The 18,908-nt window shown below is 43.7% G+C and carries 18 protein-coding genes; 1 reads left to right on the plus strand and 17 read right to left on the minus strand.

Annotated features, from left to right (window positions below):
• Nucleotides 1–8 precede the first annotated feature (8 nt).
• The 17 genes from nikD to ASG46_RS02075 form a co-directional block, all read right to left on the minus strand.
• Nucleotides 9–824 carry a nickel import ATP-binding protein NikD gene (gene nikD / locus ASG46_RS01995; RefSeq protein ID WP_200939609.1) on the minus strand — a complete coding sequence of 272 codons (816 nt, stop codon included), beginning with the start codon at nucleotides 822–824 and terminating at the stop codon, nucleotides 9–11.
• Between the two features lie 4 nt (nucleotides 825–828).
• Entirely contained in the window at nucleotides 829–1,662 is an 834-nt protein-coding gene (gene nikC, locus ASG46_RS02000) for a nickel ABC transporter permease subunit NikC (RefSeq protein WP_017359202.1), read from the minus strand.
• Entirely contained in the window at nucleotides 1,659–2,603 is a 945-nt protein-coding gene (gene nikB / locus ASG46_RS02005) for a nickel ABC transporter permease subunit NikB (RefSeq protein WP_056702809.1), read from the minus strand. The genes nikC and nikB overlap by 4 nt, the downstream gene beginning before the upstream one ends.
• A gap of 18 nt (nucleotides 2,604–2,621) precedes the next feature.
• Nucleotides 2,622–4,241, minus strand: a complete 1,620-nt coding sequence (nikA, locus tag ASG46_RS02010) for a nickel ABC transporter substrate-binding protein (protein WP_056702811.1) — start codon at nucleotides 4,239–4,241, stop codon at nucleotides 2,622–2,624.
• Nucleotides 4,242–4,409: 168 nt separating this feature from the next.
• Nucleotides 4,410–5,573, minus strand: coding sequence for a DegT/DnrJ/EryC1/StrS family aminotransferase (locus tag ASG46_RS02015; protein WP_046527384.1), 1,164 nt, complete (start codon nucleotides 5,571–5,573; stop codon nucleotides 4,410–4,412).
• On the minus strand, nucleotides 5,570–6,259 hold the full coding sequence (locus ASG46_RS02020; RefSeq protein WP_046344511.1) for an acetyltransferase: 690 nt from the start codon (nucleotides 6,257–6,259) through the stop codon (nucleotides 5,570–5,572). The genes ASG46_RS02015 and ASG46_RS02020 overlap by 4 nt, the downstream gene beginning before the upstream one ends.
• Nucleotides 6,222–6,815 carry a sugar transferase gene (locus ASG46_RS02025; RefSeq protein ID WP_017359198.1) on the minus strand — a complete coding sequence of 198 codons (594 nt, stop codon included), beginning with the start codon at nucleotides 6,813–6,815 and terminating at the stop codon, nucleotides 6,222–6,224. The genes ASG46_RS02020 and ASG46_RS02025 overlap by 38 nt, the downstream gene beginning before the upstream one ends.
• A 20-nt stretch (nucleotides 6,816–6,835) precedes the next feature.
• The gene (locus ASG46_RS02030; RefSeq protein ID WP_008347745.1) at nucleotides 6,836–8,365 is read right to left on the minus strand and encodes an MATE family efflux transporter; all 1,530 of its coding nucleotides are present in this window, start codon (nucleotides 8,363–8,365) and stop codon (nucleotides 6,836–6,838) included.
• A 28-nt stretch (nucleotides 8,366–8,393) separates the two neighbouring features.
• Complete coding sequence (locus tag ASG46_RS02035; RefSeq protein ID WP_056702815.1) at nucleotides 8,394–9,422, minus strand: polysaccharide pyruvyl transferase family protein; 1,029 nt, start codon at nucleotides 9,420–9,422, stop codon at nucleotides 8,394–8,396.
• On the minus strand, nucleotides 9,422–10,450 hold the full coding sequence (locus ASG46_RS02040; protein ID WP_056702821.1) for a glycosyltransferase family 2 protein: 1,029 nt from the start codon (nucleotides 10,448–10,450) through the stop codon (nucleotides 9,422–9,424). Before ASG46_RS02040 ends, ASG46_RS02035 begins: the two co-directional genes overlap by 1 nt.
• Before the next feature lie 27 nt (nucleotides 10,451–10,477).
• Nucleotides 10,478–11,581 carry an EpsG family protein gene (locus ASG46_RS02045; protein WP_050826622.1) on the minus strand — a complete coding sequence of 368 codons (1,104 nt, stop codon included), beginning with the start codon at nucleotides 11,579–11,581 and terminating at the stop codon, nucleotides 10,478–10,480.
• A 14-nt stretch (nucleotides 11,582–11,595) separates the two neighbouring features.
• A complete protein-coding gene (locus ASG46_RS02050) occupies nucleotides 11,596–12,726 on the minus strand; it encodes a glycosyltransferase family 1 protein (RefSeq protein WP_056702824.1) in 1,131 nt (376 codons plus the stop codon).
• Complete coding sequence (locus tag ASG46_RS02055) at nucleotides 12,719–13,558, minus strand: glycosyltransferase family 2 protein (protein WP_056702827.1); 840 nt, start codon at nucleotides 13,556–13,558, stop codon at nucleotides 12,719–12,721. Before ASG46_RS02055 ends, ASG46_RS02050 begins: the two co-directional genes overlap by 8 nt.
• A 2-nt stretch (nucleotides 13,559–13,560) precedes the next feature.
• Complete coding sequence (locus tag ASG46_RS02060; protein ID WP_056702830.1) at nucleotides 13,561–14,700, minus strand: glycosyltransferase family 4 protein; 1,140 nt, start codon at nucleotides 14,698–14,700, stop codon at nucleotides 13,561–13,563.
• Nucleotides 14,666–16,540 (minus strand): polysaccharide biosynthesis protein, encoded by a 1,875-nt coding sequence (locus ASG46_RS02065; protein WP_056702833.1) that lies wholly within the window; start codon nucleotides 16,538–16,540, stop codon nucleotides 14,666–14,668. Before ASG46_RS02065 ends, ASG46_RS02060 begins: the two co-directional genes overlap by 35 nt.
• Before the next feature lie 165 nt (nucleotides 16,541–16,705).
• Entirely contained in the window at nucleotides 16,706–17,389 is a 684-nt protein-coding gene (locus ASG46_RS02070; RefSeq protein WP_008347761.1) for a CpsD/CapB family tyrosine-protein kinase, read from the minus strand.
• Entirely contained in the window at nucleotides 17,379–18,110 is a 732-nt protein-coding gene (locus ASG46_RS02075) for a YveK family protein (protein ID WP_007500132.1), read from the minus strand. Before ASG46_RS02075 ends, ASG46_RS02070 begins: the two co-directional genes overlap by 11 nt.
• A 257-nt stretch (nucleotides 18,111–18,367) precedes the next feature.
• On the opposite strand from ASG46_RS02075, the gene slrR reads away from it, so the two are divergent.
• Nucleotides 18,368–18,838, plus strand: coding sequence for an HTH-type transcriptional regulator SlrR (gene slrR, locus ASG46_RS02080; protein WP_045034019.1), 471 nt, complete (start codon nucleotides 18,368–18,370; stop codon nucleotides 18,836–18,838).
• Nucleotides 18,839–18,908: the final 70 nt, after the last annotated feature.

Consider the following 18,908-nt stretch of genomic DNA (forward strand, 5'->3'; position numbering starts at 1 on the left):
TTCTCACCTCAAATCGTGCAAACAGCTGGCATGGATGGACGAGCTGCTAAAAGTTTCTTTGTATAATCATGCTTCGGGTGTTCAAAAAGCTCAAGAACTTCAGCCTTTTCAACGATTTTTCCTTGTTTCATCACCACGACCTCGTCTGCCATTTCTGCAATCACACTAAGATCATGGGTAATGAGCAAAATCGCCGTTCCGTATTCATGACGAATTTGATTCAAGTGCTCAAGCACCAGCTTCTGATTGTGTACATCTAATGCGGTTGTCGGTTCATCTGCGATGATCAGAGGCGGATGCATACAGGCAGCCATAGCAATCATGACACGCTGGAGCATCCCCCCGCTTAATTCAAAAGGGTACTTACTCAGTAATTGATCTGGATGCGGCAGGTTCATTTTCTCTAAGGCTTCAATTGCCTGGACCCGAGCCTTCCTTTTACTGACAGATGTATGCCGGCGGATTGTTTCAATCAATTGATGTCCAATTGTCCATACAGGCGTAAAGCTATTCATCGGATTTTGCATAATATATGAGAGATCTTTGCCACGAATAGACCGCATATGCTGTTCACTCAAACCGATCAATTCTCGACCTTGTAGAGTGATACTGCCAGTCACTTCCGTTGTTTTTCGATCAAGCATGTTTAAGATCGACATACTTGTCACCGTTTTTCCGCATCCACTCTCACCAATTAATCCAACAATTTGACCGCGCTTTACCTCAAATGCTATTTCCTGAACGAGAGAAATGGTTCCTTGCGGCGTTTTCGTATGCACATGCAGGTTCTCTATATTTAAAATAGACTCTTCCAACTGACTCATTCCTTTACACACGACGTTTGATGCCATATTTCTCTGAAAGGGCTTCTCCCAGTAAGTTGAATAGAATGACCACAGCCATAATCACAAGGCCCGGATAAAGCATCAGCTGAGGATTTGTTTGAATATAAGATTTTCCTTCATGGATCATCGCTCCCCATTCAGGCGTAGGCGGCTGAACCCCTAAGCCTAGAAAAGACATGGCGGAAATGTCCATAATCGCCCAGCCCATTTCAAGTGTGCCCACAACCGCGAGTGGCGGCAGTACATTCGGAATCATATGCTTTCTCATGATATTCCAATGGGAAGTACCGCTAATCTTCGCAGCTGCAATAAAGTTTTGTTCCTTTAAACTAAGCACCATCCCTCGAAAGACGCGGGCGTAATACACCCACTGCACAAGCATCAAAGCCAGCACCACTTGAGAAAGCCCTGGTCCAAAAATACCGACTAATCCAAGGATCAGTACCAAATTTGGAAATGCCATGACCCCGTCGCACAATCTCATCAATACGTGATCGATCCAGCCGCCTTTATATCCAGAAATCAGCCCTACGATTAAACCGATAGATAGAGAGGAAACAAAGATTAACAACGCACAGCCTAGTGAAATACGAGCACCATATAGAATACGAGATAAATTACATCTTCCCAATTGGTCGGTGCCTAGAGGATACTCCCATGAAGAACCCTTTAGCTTCATTGCAAGATTGACAGCCGCTGGGTCATGCGGAGCGATCCATGGTGCACATATCGTCACAATGAGCAGGAGACCGAGCAGCAGCACACAGATCGAGATCATCTTTTGATGATAGAAAAGATGTTTTACTTTTGTCATCATGGCTGGCGGCCTTCCTTTCTAGAAATACGGGGGTCAATGAGCAGCTGAAGAAGATCCACTATCAAGCTGCTTAAGATAAAGATACACGCCGCCATCAACACATAAAATTGAATGACCGGCAGATCCCGGTTAAAGATCGCTTCAATAAAAAATCGTCCAAATCCAGGCCATGAAAAAACAGCCTCTACAATAATGGTCCCTGTGAGCAGCTTGCCAAGATTCACGCCAAGTCCTGTCAGCATCGGTGATATCGCCATTCTGAAGACATGTTTGAACATAATCGATTGTTCCTTTAACCCTCTCATTCTCGCATATTGAACAAAAGGCTCGTGAAGCGTCTCACTCACACTCGCTCGCAATAATCTCGTATACATCGCAATTAACGGCACAGCCAGTGTAATGGATGGCAGTACAAGATGTTCCCATGTACCAACACCTTCAACAGGTAAAAGATCGAGTTTCACTGAAAAAAAGAAGATGAGCAAATACCCCAAAACAAAGGTCGGGATAGATGCTCCTAGGAAAGAAATCATCCGGCTCATATGATCTACAACGCCGTTTTTTCTCAAGCCGCTGAAAAAGCCCAGTGGAATACTGACACAAATTGCGATCAGCAGACTAGTGAACGCCAATTGAATCGTCGCAGGTATTCGATAGATCACCTCATCAAGCACAGGCTGATTGGTCATATACGACCGCCCAAAATCAAGACGGACGACTTTTTCAATCGTATGAAGGTACTGCATGTAAAAAGGTTCATCTAAACCAAATTCACTTCGTTTTTGGGCTAATACCTCATCAGTAGGCTGAATATGAACCGCTGCTAAATATGCCTCCGCTGGATCAACTGGTGACAGATGAATCATGCCAGTTGTGAACAGTGTGGCTAGTAGAAATACAGGAATGATAGATAACATTCGTTTGATGATATAGCGGCTCATTTGCTTACCTTCCTTCTGTTACTTCAGCTTGATGCCTGTGAAAGGGTGTTCATCTCGATTCGCAGGGAAATCAAAGTCCTTCACATCTTTTTGATAAACAGCTGTCTTTTTAAAATAAGAGATTGGCACAATCGCCCCTTGATCTTGCAAGGAAGATAAGACGGACGAATAAAGTGCTTTGCGTTTGTTTTCATTTGTTGTCGATGGAATCTCCGTCATTTCTTTGATCAGCTTATCTTTATTCGGATACGCTGAGATCGCCTCTTTGAATCCAAAACCATCTGATGAGACAACGTTCATAAATGTATGCGGATCATACGGCGCTCCGTAATTGCTAAAGAAGTTCATATCAAATTTGTTCGCTTTAAACCGCTGAACCTGCGTCGCCAGCTCGACACCTTCAAGTTTGACGCCAACGCCAATGGCTGCCCATTCTGCCTGCAGTGTTTCAGCCATTGTTTTTTGAATCGATTCTGCTGAGTCATACATCATACTAAACTCAAGCGTTTTTCCGTCTTTTTCGCGTATGGTTTTTCCTTTTGGAAGCGTCCAGCCCGCTTCATCCAGTAAAGCCTTCGCTTTGTCCACATCATACTGGAAAGATTTCACCCGGATGCCTGACGTATATGGCATGTTTGTCGGCAAGATGTGATCTGCTACATCCTCTAAGCCAGAGGTCACACCTTCCACCAATGATGTTTTATTGATCGCATACTGAAGGGCGTGACGCACTTTCTCATCTGACAGCTGATCGACTTTTGTGTTCATGACAAGCTGTCTTGTGGCTACAGGCTCTGACATCTTCGTTTCATACTTGCCGCTCGCCTCTAGTTGTTTAAAAGCATCAAGGCTAATCGTTCCTTCTCCATAAAGTAAATCTACATCGCCTTTTTCAAATGCCATCACTCTTGTTTCGGCATCTGGAATGACCTTCACTTTGATTTCTTTGATCTTTGGTTTCTCTCCCCAGTAGTGGTCATTTCGTTCAAAAATCGCGTAATCATCTTTTTTGTACGTCTTTAATACCCAAGGACCTGTCCCCACTGGTTTTTCGATTCCTTTTGATGTATCTCCGTTTTTCGGAAAACCTGCTTCGCCTAGGAAACGTACGGGGCGCACAACAGCTAACTCTTGAACAGTTGGATAATAAGGCTCAGTTAATGTGAGTTTAAACGTTTGCTTGTCCACTGCTTCTGTCTTTTTGATTTTCTTTATGACACCTAACCAGCTATGTACTTCTTTGTTTTTTAAAATCGTATCAAAATTCTTTTTCACAATGTTCGCATTAAATTTAGATCCATCTGAAAACGTGACATTGTCTCTAAGATGGAACGTATACACCTTGCCATCCTTGGAAACATCCCATGATTTTGCTAATTCAGGTTTAAGCTTTCCATTTTTCTGATAGCTCACCAATGGTTCGTAAATCATGGATTGGGCAAACAATTGTGATGGATTGTATATGTGTGGATTCATTTCGCCAATATCTCTTGGCCATGCCATGGTGATCATATCAGGATGATCCTTGTCTCCACCTGCTCCATTATTTGCTTGAGAACAGCCTACTAGTAAGAAGATCAGTAGGATAGGTAATATTGTATTTATTTTAATTTTCGGAAAATTACTCCAAATCGACATAAGTTGGTTGCTCCTCCTAATTGATGCTGATAATCATTTTCATTTTAAGGAGGAAGGACTCTGTTGTCAATATCATATTTGAAACGAAATGACAATATATATTCCTTATTATTCCACAAATTAAGGGATTTGTTAAAAAGAGAGGCAGGCTGCTGATGAACGAGCAGCCTATGAGGAGGGTAATGCTTTTTTTTGCAGGACGTTGTACAGTGTATCAATGACAAACTCCTGTTCCGCGTCTGTCATGCTTGTACCAGATGGCAGGCAAAGACCTGTCTCAAATAACAACTCAGATGCAGGGACTTCATCGGCTGTTGTATAAAAAGGACAACCATGAAAGAGCGGCTGCTGGTGCAGTGGCTTCCATACACGCCTTGCTTCGATCTGCTTTTGTTCTAAAGCATCTATCATCTCTACTGGAGACATCTGTGCATGATGATCAATGGTGAATGTGGTCAGCCAGCGGTTTGATGTGGTGTCTTGATATTCTGGCATAAATTGAAGACCATCAATATCGGCTAAAGCATCTTGATAACGCTCGAAAATGCGGCGTTTTTGCTGAACACGCTCCTCTAACACTTCCATTTGTGCAATTCCTACACCTGCGAGCAGGTTGCTCATCCGATAGTTATATCCCTCCTCTTGATGTTCATAGTGTAGGGCATGTTCTCTTGCCTGTGACGCGAGAAATCGGCAGCGGTCGATGGCTGCTTCATCATCACTGACAAGCATTCCGCCTCCTGATGTTGTAATGATTTTATTTCCGTTAAAAGAGTAAACACCGAACCTGCCCATTGAACCGCTTTTTCTTCCTTTATATATACTGCCTAACGATTCAGCCGCATCTTCAATGATTGGCACATCATATGCCTCACACACTGCTATGATTTCATCCATTTTCGCACTTTGTCCGTATAAATGAACGACAATGACCGCTCGGGGTCTTTTCCCAAGTCGTTTTGTTTCAGCAAAGGCTTTCTCTAACGCCAGCGGACACATATTCCATGTCTCTTTTTCTGAATCAATAAAAACAGGCGTCGCTTGTTCATATAAAATAGGATTTGCACTGGCAACAAATGTGAGAGTGGAACAAAAGACCATATCTCCCTTTTGAACGCCAAGGAGTTTTAAGGCAAGGTGAATGGCTGCTGTTCCTGAAGATAATGCCGCTCCTCTCTTCACCCCTGCATAATCCGCGACCACTTGCTCAAATTCATTTACAAGCGGTCCTAATGGTGCAATCCAATTGCTCTTAAATGCCTCCTCTATTTTCATCTGTTCTTTTCCACTCATATGAGGAGGAGATAAGTAGATTCGTTTCCTGTCTCTCATGATTTCCCACCTTCTCTTCGATCTTTGATCTCAATTGCAGGAACGCCTACGGCGACTTTCTGATCATGTATATCTCGGGTCACTGCCGCTCCTGCGCCGATTACTGCCCAGCTTCCAATGGTTCTGCCAGGTATGACAGCAGCCCCAGCTCCAATATGAGCACCCTCTCGCACAGAGACACAGCCGGTGAGCACAGCTCCCGGGGATAGGTGCGTAAAGGATTCGAGAAAGCAGTCATGCTCCACGATAGAACCGGTGTTGATAATGGCATGCTCACCGATCACTGCATCTGCTTGCACAACAGCCCTTGCCATCACAACCGTTCCCCCGCCAACCTTCGTTGACGAGCTCACAACTGCCTCTGGATGAATCAGTGTGGCAAATGCCCTCTCTTCAAATTCGAGACGTTCTTTGATCCTCTGTCTGATTTCGTTTTGCCCAATGGCAATAAGCCATTGCATATCAGGTATTTCATCTCTTACCTTTTGACTCATAGAAATCGGACCATACAGAATGCCGGTTTGAGGGTCAGCTTCCTCAAATCGATCGTCTAATACAGCACACAATGAGTACTCAGGATGCAAAAAAATCAACTCCTGAATGACCTTACTGTGTCCGCCAGCCCCTATTAAGCCAATGGGCTGCTCTTTACGTATCAGTTCCTTTGAATTTTTCAGCTGTTGCATGATTTGGCTGCTGCACCCCTTCTGTTTTGATGACTTTCAGCAAGGTCATCCATAAGATTTTCATATCGAGCCAAAACGATTGGTGCTCTACATACCAGAGGTCATAGGTGAATTTCTCCTCCCAAGAGAGAGTATTTCTCCCATTCACCTGGGCCCATCCAGTGATACCAGGCTTCACAAGATGACGCTTCGCTTGCTCCTCTGTGTACATTTGTAAATACTCCATTAAAAGCGGTCTTGGTCCAACGAGACTGATTTCCCCTTTGAGTACATTGACAAGCTGCGGCAATTCATCAAGACTGAGCTTACGAATAAAGGCGCCGGTTTTTGTTAATCGAAGATGGTCTGGAAGCAGTACGCCATGTTCATCGCGTTCCTCGGTCATCGTCCGAAATTTATAAAGCATAAACGGCTGTCCGTACAGACCAGGCCGTTCTTGTCGAAACACCACAGGCGCTCCGATTTTCCACCGAATGAGTCCATAGATGAGAAGGAAAAGAGGACTCCCTGCGATTAGCAGTGTCAGTGCCACGACCACATCTATTATTCTTTTCATCATTGCTTCTCCTTTCCACACTAGCGGGAGACAGCTCGTTCAATAGCAGCTTGTTTCACCTTACGCATGAGCTGTATCCGCTCTTGTTTTGTTCCTGCAAATTGATACAAATAGCCTAAGTAGAGAACGAAACATATTCCGCCAATACAAAATAGCTCCCACCATCTCGTCACATCATACACAGCCTGAATGCCGGCACAGATCCCCCATATGAACAGAGCCCCAAACAGCGGAACGACTGTATTTTTATAAAAGATGGTACTTTTCTGTTTCGTGATCTTGGCTGTATACAATGGGAGAAAGACGATATTTTTCATCAATAAAACAACGGCTCCTGCTGATGCAATGCCATATAACCCAAGCTGAAGTAGGTGAGTCAGTCCATAGGCGAACAGGACATTGGAACCGCCTAATATGAGTGTCACAACCGCCGGCACTTTAAATCGGTTAAAGGCAGTCGGTACATAGGTCAGCGGTAAAAACATCAACGTGAAACACAAATAAGCCGCATGAATCATCAGCAGCCATTTCAGCTCCTCAAAGGCTGGTCCAAGCCATAACAGCATGAGCGGACCGGCAAGACCTCCTAACAGAGCCGCGGGGAATGCTACAAATAAACCACTCCATTTCATGGCATTGGCGGCGTATTGAATGAGCCCCTGCTCGTCTTGATTTGAATATAATTTTGTGATCGTTGGCGCAAACACAACCGCAAGTGTCCCTGCAAGGGTGCGCAATAATAATGGAAATTGTAAAATGGCGGCATACTGTCCAGTCGCTTCTGCCCCAATCAGTAAGTTGGTCATCAATAAATCGATTTGTAAAAACAACAAAATGCCCATTTGTTCAAATGAATGCCACACCCCTGATCGAACCAGCGTGAGACTTGAAGATAAAGAAACGTACCGCCACTTAAACGAAAACCAAGGAATGAGTTTCTTAAAATAATAGAGACCCATTCCCAAAGCGGCGAAACTCCCCATAACGGCTGCAAGCGGAATATGCCAAATAGCTGGTGTCGTCACGGTAAATAGCAGCACAATCACAAGCGCCCTGCCAAACATCTGAATGGCCTGTCCAACACTCGATACATATAATTTGTTCGCATAAAATGGTGCCGCCCCAATACCAGACATGACGAAATTGAGCATAAATAAAAGACCCCCTAACACAAAGGCGATCTGTGTATCTTTTGCAAGATGAGCAGGCACATGGAGCCAATCAACCAGCTGCTGAGACATGAATAGACAAAGTAAAAAAAGACAGATGGATAAAAAAAGAGAACTGACAAAATAGGAAGCGAGATAGCGCTGCGCTTGTTCCATCTCTCCTTTATGAGCGGCAACAGAAAAAAAACGCACCACCACAGCACTTAATGAAGCCGTAATGACCGATAAATAATTGATCATATTTTGCGTCAGATGAATCAGACCAAACGCTTCCACTCCAAGTGTATGAACAATGTAAGGCGTTAAACAAACAGACATCAGCATCATCAAGATAAACGTCATCACATTTGCACTGACATTGTAAAGAAACGCACGGTTCATGGTGATTTCACGCAGTGTTTAAGGGCCTTCATCCAGCTTCCTCTCCCTTTTGTCCGCTTGTTTTCATATGCTGATGAATGGCCTTTTTCACCGCTTCCTCCGTTGGTTCCTTCAAAAGGGTCATAAACGGCAAGTGCGCTACCCATTCATATCCTTCCATGACTTTATGATCAAACGACCTGATGACAACACACGGTGTTTGTGTGATCGCACAAAAGATCATGCCATGCAGTCGATCTGTCACGACGACTTGTGCCTGTCTCAACTGCGTCCATAACGTGGATAATTCCTCTAAACGAGTCGTTCGATTTACTCGCTTACCAATGGTCGTTGTGATAAAACCAACTTGATCATACGTTTCTTTGATATGCTCCTGCAGTTGTTCTCGTTTCTCTTTCGTGAGATATGCCTCCTTATCCTCACGCAGACAAAGCAGCACTCCTTTACGGGTTTGACTCTTTGATGTTTCGTCTAATGTCAGGACCATATCAGGCTGTTTCCACACCTCTTTATTAGGAAAATGCTGCTTCATCCATTGATAGGTGGTTTGATCTCTTGCCATCAAAAGAAGCCTCGGGTGTTGTTGATATGCTTGAATAGCGCGGCGTTCTTCTCTTTTCCCTCTCTTTGTTTCTGTAAAATGAGCAGTAGCGGGCAGCTGAATGACGGGATAGGACTTAAAGGCATTCATAATAAATTGTCTTGTCCATTCTTCATATCGATATAAATCGCCCATGTTGCCCCCACCGATGATACAGACAATGTCCTCTGGGTGCCGCGCGTGCTTCAGTGGACGTGCTAGACGATACATCTCCTGCATGTCTACTTCTATGATTTGATAGTCTGGAAAGTGCTTTTGTAAAAAACAGCAGCTCGCATAGGCAATCGCATGATCACCTAAGTTGTCATGTGCCGGTAGCAGCGTGAGAATGATCTTCTTCTGATGACGCAGCTCTGGCAGTCTTTGGCGGCTCAACCTATATTGAAGTGGATACTTGACCTTTAAGAGCAGCCACTCTGCGGCATGTGCTTTTAATTGCTGGAATGTCACACTCATCACCCCGATTTTCTCGTTTGATATTCAATCCATTTTTGATAGCTTGAAGCTGCGGCAGAGAGCGGATACACCCACTGCAGCCTAGCAAGGAATAAGATCATTCGCTTTCGCACAGTCAGCTTCGATGGTTCCACTTGTTTCACAGCCTTCTGAAAAGCTTCATGTGTCACCATTTCACGCATATGACCAAGCTTTTTTTGAAAGGACAGGGAATTTTGGCTCTTCCATTCATTGAGCATACAATGCAGCGTATGATTCACGATAAAAAAACAAAAAGCCTTCTCATATGGTGTCAGCTCATCATGCTCTTTTAAAAACAAACGCTGCGTGTCATAAAACGCCAGTCCATGCTGAAAATACTGCTTTTGATATCGCTGGACAATGGATGACAAATGAACCCGGTAATAATAAAGCGGCTCATGAACAAAGGCAATGACACGTGATAAAGAAAAACAGCGCAGCGTGACATATTGATCTTCAATATTCTCAAGCTCACCTCTCAACGGAAAACGGATATGATGCTTTTCGATAAATGCCCGCCGATACAGCTTATTCCATGAAAATCCCGTGATCTCACCATGTAATAACGATTCTATTAAACTTGTCTTATCGGCTTTCTGCTGAGCTAACAGCGTCGTCGGTATGATCCGTTTTGACTGTTCAAACTGAATCCAATATTCACTAACAACAAGATCGGCACCAGTGTTTTCGGCTTCTTGATATAAAGCCTCACAGTATTGAGGAGCGAGAACATCGTCTGAATCAACAAAGGCAAGATACGTTCCTGTTGCTTCTTCTATGCCCCTGTTCCTCACCGCTCCCAGCCCTTGATTGGTTTGGTGAATCACCCGAAATCGCTCATCACGCGCAGCAAACGCTTCAAGGATGTCTCCACTGTGATCGGTAGATCCATCGTTAATGAGGATGACCTCTATATCTGAAAAGCTTTGGTCTGCAATCGATTGAAGACACTGCTCCACATATTGACTAGTGTTATAGACTGCGACCAATAGACTGATAGCTGGCATGACAGCAAGCCCCACCTTTCTTCAAATCTACTTTGTAAAAATCGTTCGGTACGGTAAAACAGAAGAATCAAACGGCATCAGCATGATGCTGTACAAAATATAGCAAACCGCAATTCCGATATACATAAAGAAATTGGTTCGCTGATCAAAAATCCGTGTGAAATAAGGCAGTAAAATGAGCTGATACAGACCAAAGTAAATATGAAATCTTGCATAAATGACATCCTTCGTTGCAAGGATGCCAAACAAAAATCCAAGCAAGCAAAAATTCACAATATAATCACTCTCTGGCGTCAGCTCACGAAGTCGTTTTCGACAAAAGAACGCAAGCAATAACGGCAAAATCAAGACACCAATTTTCGTCACATTCATTCCATTCGTATTCGTTGTCAGCCACTCCTCGTAATGACCATAAGAACTCCCTTGCAGCATCACCACAAACACGGAGACAAAGCGGTCATACAGAGCGGTTAAGCCTAGAAAAATCATACATAACACAAGCATCATCCAAGACCATGCCTTTGTTCTGACGATGAAATAGACTGGAATCATAATGAGTGCCGATGAATGAAACAGCGCGCATACAAGCACGAGCGGAAAATACCATTTCCACTGACCTTTGATGACAAAATGGATGGCATAAAAAAGAATCGCTGCCACCATATACTGCCGCATGCCATTAAACGAAGCGTAATAATGAAATGTGCCGAGAAATAGCAGCATACTAAGCTCAAATGGCCGTCCATATCGCACAAGTGTTTTGATAATAAAAAAATAGGTGATGATCCCAACTGTGATATACATGATTTGCGGCTCATGTGACAGTTGATTGAGCATCCACAAGATCAATGTAAAGCCCGGATCAGTGGCGGCCTTGTCTACACCGAATCCGAAAATATGCCAAGGCTTGTCATAGTTGACGGAGAACTCATACATTTGTCCATAGGTGACGAAATCAGTTCCTACTTTGTAGCGTATGCCCGCCACAATACAAAGAAATAAAAATGGAAAAAACACCAGAAGCTTGTTCGGCCGCCAGCCGCTTTGTATGGTATCATCACGTCTGCCATAAAATGCAGCAAAGCTCGACCATAAATAGACCATGATCATGTTCACCAAATAAACCGCCATCTGCCAATCCTTCCTTACAATCCATACACATTCATCACACGGGTGATGTTCTGTTTCACATCAAATCCTCTAAGGCCAAGCTGAGAAATAATCGTCTCCTGAAGAGGAGGGTCTGCATGGTAGGCTTCTAGTATGGCTTTCATCCACTCATGTGCTGAATCTTGCAAGGATTTCCGTTTCACAAGCCCACAACCTAAATCGACTTCCTTTGTGATATGATCTGAAATCACACATGGGAGTCCAGATGCCTGCGCTTCCACTAATACGAGCGGAAGACCTTCAAACAAAGACGGCATCACAAACACATCAAATGCTTTCATATACTGCGGAACCTCTGAGACAACGCCCGTAAACACAATGTCTTCCATTAATCCTGCTTTCACTGCATACGATTCAACCACTGGCCGGAGCGGCCCATCTCCTATGAGAACTAGCTGAAAGGAGACCCCTTGTTTTTTCAGTGTCTGCGCTAATTCGATGAAAAAAACATGGTTTTTCTGCTCATGAAATCGGCCAATATGTCCAATGATCAGTTTTCTCTCGTGAAGATGGAGGTCTTTTTTCATCTTCACCTTCGCTTCTGGCTCCAACTGAAAAAAAAGGTTCAAATCAATCCCATTTGGCAAAATGTCCACTCGTCCATCGTGCATTCTTTTTTGTCCAAATAAAAAGACACCGGCATCTTCACCGCATGCAACAAGCTTCGTAGAAAAGGCAAAGATCAGCTGACGAAATCCTTTGAGCATCAAATGATCCACCCGGCTAGGAGACTGTTTCCAAGCGGTATTATGTGAATGGCAAATGCGTATCTTCACACCTGCCAGTTTCGCAGCAAGGGCAGAAAAGCCCGTTTGAAAATCTGTATGTGCATGCACCGCCTGATAAGGTCCCGTTTGCTTAATCGTCTTCGTCAACGTTTTGACAAACGTCCATGGAGAGGACGCTCCAATACTTGGGACATAAAAAATCCGCCCGCCAAGCTGACGAATTTCCTCATCGTAATCACAGGCATCCTCCCGGTGGGTAATGAAATCAAATTGAAGAACATTTCGGTCGATTGCACGATAGATGTTCATGATCATCGTTTCTGCTCCGCCTCTGTTCATTCCGCTCACAACATGAAGTACACGCTTTGGCTCATTCATCCCGAATCGTCCTCCTTTTCACCATAGATCCTCCAAGTTTCCGTTGATGATAAAACCTCATGATCTTTGGTGACATACAGGCACGGATGACCGGCTTAAGCGCAAAGAGATAATCAAACGGCGACAATTTTAATTGCTTGCATGCTTTTAACACAAGCCAGGCATTGTCCATTGAATATTGGAATTTCCGGCGCTGAAAGGCCGCTTCATCCTCCCTTACAAGGTATAAGGGCTCTTGCAGATTAAAGCCTTTTCTCCCCGCAGCAAAAAAACGAATCCAAAGATCGATATCTTCCATCCGTCTGGTTGTTTTGACAGAACGATAGCCATTTAAAGCCTTGTAGGCAGAAGCTCTCATCATAATCGTCCCATGACAAAAAGGCGTTCCTCTTGCTAGCACCCTTCGATCAGGCTCCGAGACAAGTGCTCGAACGCCCTTCGTCCCTGACTCATCAAACACCGTCATCGCCGTACCAACCACATCATATTCTGGATGTGCTTCAAGGAAACGAACCTGTTTTTCTAATCGTGTAGACACTGATATATCGTCGCCATCCTGTCTTGCAATCAGTTCTCCATTCGCTTCAGTGAGACAACGATTTAAACTGGCGGCAAGTCTTTGATTATGTTCATTTCGGATGAGGCGAACTCTATCGGGATCACACATGGTATAGTGCAGCACTTTTTCATAGGTGCCATCTGTTGATGCATCATCACATATGATGAGCTCCCAGTTTTCATAGGTTTGACGAAGAATCGATTCAATGCTTTCTTCTACTGTCTCTTTGCAATTGTAAACACCCATGATAATCGATACTTTCGGCTGACGCATGCTCACATCACCTTCTCTTTTTGATCCATATACGTTGTGTAAATTTCCTCCATTGCACTTACCGTCTGCTCCTGTGCAAATGCGTGAGCCATAGAACGTCCCGCTTTCCCCATTAGGTGAAGCTGGTCCTTTTTATGATAGAGCTGCTGTAAATAAACGGCTAAACCATTCACATCATGCGGTTTGACTAAAAAGCCGTTCACTCCATGTTTGACGAGCTCACAATGCCCTCTATTTTCTGTTGCAATGACCGGCTTTTCAGCAGACATCGCTTCAAGCAGATTCATCCCAAGTCCTTCTCTCAAGCTGGTTGATACACATACATCGCTCAGATGCATCCACTCTTCGATGTGTTTGCAAAATCCCGCAAACTGTACATGTTCCTCAAGATTCAGCTGACAGACCAGCTTTTCATAGGACGACCGACTTGTCCCTTCTCCAGCAAATACAATTTTCACATGTGGTATATTCCGATACACCTGCGCGCAAGCTTTGATGAGCATTCCTTGATTTTTATTGTCATTTAATTCACCCGCACACAGCACGATAAAATCTTGCGTGGTAAAACCATATGCTTTGCGAAGGCGGTCTTTTTCTGTGTCATCAACTGGTGCAAACCGCTTCATATCCACACCCATACCGGGAACATAATGCACAGCCGCCTTCTCTTTTGACAAACGATCAGCTCTTTCATAGTCTTCTCCATTAATGGTGATGAGTGCATCCGTATATTGAACGAGCCATCTCTCAACTGGGTAATAAAGCAGCCAGTTTTGAAGCGGTGCCCCCTTCCAAAAGTGAAACCCATGCGCTGTGTAAAGAACTTTCGTCCCTTTTTTGCGTGTTGTTTTCGCCGCTAGCCTGCCAATGACACTCCCCATCGGTGTGTGACAATGGATGAACTGATAATGCTCTTTTTCTAAAAGCTTTTTCAGCTCCACATAAGCAAGCCGGTTGTGCAAATGAAAAGGAGAACGCTGAATCGGAATGGCATGCGCTTGATCCACATACGGCAGCTCCAGCTGGCCATTTGCCGCTGTATGCACTTCCCATCCTTGTTCCTGAAACCACCTGAAATACGGGAGATGGAACGCCTTAAAATGATAATCAACCGTTGCGCAAAACAAGACTTTTTTCTTCATTAGCAAGTGGCTCCTCCTCTCGTTGCATCGGTTCAGGCAATACATCATGCGACTCAATGGCGGCAAACAAGGCCTGTCTTAATTGATCGTCACTCATCATGTTAAATTCGTGAATAAAGCGGTTCAGCACATACGGATCACCATCCAAGGCATGGCCGATATGGATTTTCGGGAAAATTTGCTCCTGTGCTTTTTCATGCTGGTTGAGTAACTCCTCGTACATTTTCTCTCCGGGACGAATCCCCGTAAATGTGATGGGAATCTGGTCTGTGGTGTAGCCTGAGAGGTGAATGAGGTTTTCTGCGAGGTCGACAATTTTGACTGGCTCCCCCATGTCTAAAACAAAAATCTGCCTTCCTTCTGCTAGTGCACCAGCTTGAATAACAAGCCTTGATGCTTCTGGTATCGTCATAAAATATCTTGTCATGGCTGGGTGCGTGACAGTCACTGGCCCGCCTTTTTCAATTTGTTTTTTAAAGATCGGAATGACACTGCCCCTGCTTCCGAGTACATTCCCAAACCGGACGGCGACAAATTTCGTTTCACTGCTTGCCCCCATTTGCATAATCACCATTTCAGCAAACCGCTTTGTCGCTCCCATCACATTGGCAGGGTTGACCGCTTTGTCAGATGAGATGAGGACAAATGTTTCAACTCCGTGCTCATGTGCAGCTTCTGCCACATTTTTTGTCCCGATAATATTGTTTTTCACCGCTTCTTTCGGGCTGATTTCCATGAGCGGGACATGTTTATGCGCAGCGGCATGATAAATCATATCCGGCTGAAAATGACCAACGATTTCACTCATTTTTTGTTTATCTTGAATATCCGCAATTTGTGGATATAGGCTAATGCTGTCTCCATACAATTCTTTCAGCTCTAGTAAAATAGAATGAATGCTAAATTCTCCATGTCCCACAAGCACAATCGCCCGAGGGGAAAACACACAAATTTGACGACAGATTTCTGACCCGATAGACCCGCCAGCTCCTGTCACCATAATCGTTTTTCCTTTTAGGTGAACGGATAGACGGCTTGTATCTAATTGAATCGGCTCTCTTCCAAGCAAATCCTCTGGCTGTACATCCCGCAATTGATTCAGCGCATGGGTTCCTTTTAAAATCTGTTCCATTTCCGGCATAATCTGTGTTTTGATTCCAGTCGCTACACATTCCTTATATAGTCCTTTTAATGTGTGACTGCTTTTGGATGGAATAGCGATAATGATTTTTTGAATATCCATCATCGCAACAGCCGTTTGAATATGTTCTTTTCCCCCAAGAACAGGCAGCCCCATAATTTCAAGCTTATACTTTGTTTTGTCATCATCAATGAAAGCGACCGGCTCAATATGTACATCACTCGACTGCTGGAGCTGACGAACGATAATGGTCCCGGCTGATCCAGCGCCAATGATTAGTGCCCGCTCCTTTTCAACTTGAAACCGCTTCGCACCATCATGAAACAGCCTGGATGCCATACGTGATGCACCGATGAATAACACATGGAAAAGCCAGACAATGAATAAAAAGCGAAATGGCCATGTCTGCACAAAAATGTACAGCATCGTCATGGAAAATAAAAATGAACACGCAAAGGTCTTCATTAAAGAAAATAGCTCTCTAACCCCTGTATAAGCCCATACTTGCTTGTACACGTGAAAAATATACGAAAACAAATGGTGCCCGATAAGCAGACTGAGCGAAGAAATGACGAGCATTTCAAATGTATAAACGGTTAACGCCGCCTCTTGGACAAATTGAAAGCCAAAAAAGACGGCAACTAAGATGAGATATGAATCTAGTGCCACGATGATTGATAATCTTTGGGCGTAAGTCAACGCTCCTCCCCCTTTTTAAAACATCACTATTCTTACGTAAAATGGGCATCAAACCCGTCCTCACATCCCACTACCGATGACGAGCATCTAAGGCATATGTCATGCCCACAGCAGGATCGAGTGCCTCCGTTGTTAAAGATTAGGAGACATCACCTATCAATCTCTTTAATACATATAGTGCCTTCCCTTTTTCACTTTCTTGCCATTTAGCATCGCCCCAAGCAGTTTCCCTGTCGTACCCTCTAATACTTCTTTTGATTTCTTCACAGCGGCAATTTTCGTTTTACCACTTAAAACCACAAGAATGCTCCCATCCGTCCGGTTTGCTAATATTTTGGCATCGGCTACAGGCAGAAGCGGTGTGGAATCAACAATCACCATGTCATACTGCTGTTCAATCTCGTAAAATAGCTGCTTCATCACAGAGGAGGAAAGCAGCTCAGCGGGATTCGGCGGAATGGTCCCACTTGGAAGTAGCTCTAAATGCTCAATCGGTGTAGGCAAAATGGCTTCTTCCAAACTGCAATTATTTAATAGCACATTGGTCAATCCGGTGTGCGGACTCAGATCAAAATATTCATGAATGGCAGGTTTACGTAAATCAGCATCCATGAGCAAAACCCGTTTTTTCTGCTGTGCAAAAACAGCTGCCAAGTTTGCAGCCGTAAATGATTTTCCTTCCTTCGGCAAGGAGGATGTGACCAATATCGACTTCAGCCTCGTTTGAATCGACGTGAATTCGATGTTCGTTCGGATCGTTCGGAATTGTTCCGCAATGACAGAGTGAGGATTTAATACAGAAATACAGGATAAATCTCTTTTTTCTCGTTTTTTCCTCTTAAAAATCAATGTTCTGTCCTCCCGTTATGACGGACTGCTTGTCTTTTTTTGCCCTCCTGTCTGCATGCATCTGATAGACACTGCCGAGCGACGGCAATCCGATCTCTTCTCTTATTTGATGTGTTCGTTTCACCGTATCATCGAGTAAATTCATTAAGAAAATGAGTGTCATTCCCCCTAATACAGAGGCGCCTAGTGCCAGAACGATGTGAACGAATTTACGTGAGTTCATCAGTATCGTGTTGGACAGCTTGGCTTCAGACAAAACATTAATGCGATCCATATTCATGGTTTTTTTGATTTCTTCTTGCAACACCTCTGTGGCTGTATTCGCAATGGCTACTGCCTTCGCTCGGTCCTCATCTTGTACAGAAATATTTATGACCTCTGACTCATTTTCTGTACTTGTGGCAATTTTGTGTTTTAATCCTTCTGCCGATTCTGTAAGATTGAGTGTTTCTTTTACTTTTTCAATGACGATTGGACTTTTTAATAGGACTTGAAAGGTACGTGTATATTGAAGGTTCATCTGAATATCGTTTAAATTCGCTTGTGCATCACTGCTTCGTTTATGAACAAGAATTTGAGTGGTTGCCTGATATACAGGAGTCGAGACATAGAACTGATAGTAGGCTGAAATGCCCGTTACGATCAGGACAATCAGGATCAGAAGGGCCATTTTCTCTTTTATGACAGAAAACAGCTGCTTAAAACCTATATTCTCATTCATAGATACCTCCCGATTTCATCATAAAAAGGTTATATATGGTTTCTTTTTGTTAATGATTGGATTATAAAAGATAATACCCGCAAAGAAAAATGTCATAATAGGTCTTATAGTTCTTTTTAAAGAACGAAATCGTTCGTTTTCTTTTGTTTACTTCCTGTTTCTTACGTTTTTGAATTTTATAAAGAACAATTTATTTCTTATAATGAACGAAAAGGTCGCAGAACGATTCGCCGGGGAGAAGGGAGATCATATATCGAATGATAGGAAAGGTGATACGCATTTACCGAAAGAGGAAAGGATACTCAATTCAGCAGTTGGCTGAAGATGCCCATGTCTCTAAATCGTATTTGAGTAAAATTGAGCGTGGTGTCCATCGTAATCCATCTGTCCAGTTTTTAAAAAAGGTATCCTCATCACTAGACATTGATTTACAAGAGCTGTTTGATGCAGAAACGATGATGTTTCATTACGCTGAGGGCGGTGAACAGGAGTGGCGGGATCATATCGTTCATGCCGTCCAATCCGGCATGCCTAAAGAAGAACTGTATCAGCTGCTCCAAACCTACAGAAAGGAGCAGGAAGGAAAGACGTTACATGTCCATCAGAGAAAGCTGACCGACTCAAATATGTCAGAATGGAAGCGTCTCATGAGTGAAGCAAAGGCCATTGGCTTAACCATCGAGGAAGTGAAAGCGTTTCTTACCAATATGGGAGAACACCGGGCGTAAGCCACTGAGATCAAACCAATTTGCGGGGAGAGGCGCTTGTCGCTTCGATGAAATAGAGCCTTTTTATATG

It is taken from the genome of Bacillus sp. Leaf49 (assembly GCF_001426125.1).
In the GTDB taxonomy this organism is placed as follows: domain Bacteria; phylum Bacillota; class Bacilli; order Bacillales; family Bacillaceae; genus Bacillus; species Bacillus altitudinis.